General features: G+C 43.7%; 1 protein-coding gene. It reads right to left on the reverse strand.

Features of this window, described 5'->3' with window-relative positions; translation table 11 throughout:
- Window positions 1–919, reverse strand: a 919-nt coding sequence (locus tag A3763_RS00515) for a HAMP domain-containing sensor histidine kinase (protein WP_304440764.1), incomplete at both ends; no start/stop codon positions are given.

The raw sequence follows: 919 nt of genomic DNA on the forward strand, positions 1-919 counted from the left end.
TATTTTATCGCCAACTTCTAAGGTCGAAGCGGTCATTTTGATAATGCCTTGTTCGGTAAACTTTTCTGCATTGCTGACTAGATTCGAAACGATTTGCTTAATTCTATTCGGGTCACCTTTTAAATACTGATGAGAAATGTCTGTGCACTGGAGTTCAAGCTTGACGCCTTTCTTTTCAACAGTCCCTTTCCATAAGCTTTCTTGGTGACGAAGAAGCTCAGAAAGGTCAAAATCGATATATTCGAGTTTTAGCTTGCCAGCTTCTATTTTCGAAATATCTAATATTTCGTTTAGTAGTGACAGTAAGGATTCTGCGCTAGAAAGAGATAGTTCAGCCTGATCTCGCTGCTGTTCGCTTAGATCGCTACCTAGTAGCAAGTGGAGCATACCCATAATGCCGTTCATGGGAGTTCTGATCTCGTGGCTCATGCTGGCTAAAAACTCGCTTTTAGCAACGTCTGCAGCCACGGCTTTTTGTTTTGCATCTACAAGGTCTTGATGAGCCCCTACCTCGGCATCAATGTCCTGCACTGAACCATACAAACGAAGGCAGACTCCATCTTCAAACTCTGCTTCACCGGTACTAGTGATCCAAATATGATGGCCTTTATGTGTTTTTACTTTTAACTGTTCAGCCCAAGGCGTGCCGGATCTGATGGCTTCGAGTTGGAGTGCTTCAAGTTTCCCCATGCTTTGTTCGGGATAGAATTGCTTGATAGAGTCGGGCGTGGGAGTGAAGCTATCGTCTACCTCAAATATCTCTCTCGTTTTTGACGACCAGGTTAGCACTTTACTTTGAATGTCATATTCCCATGCGCCTATTCGTGCCTGGCTGCTCATTGCTTCTAGTAGACTACTCTGTCGCTTAAGCATGCTCGTACGTTTGCTGACAATGTCTTCAAGATTTGAGTTAAGCGAA

The organism is Oleiphilus sp. HI0128 (genome assembly GCF_001635365.1).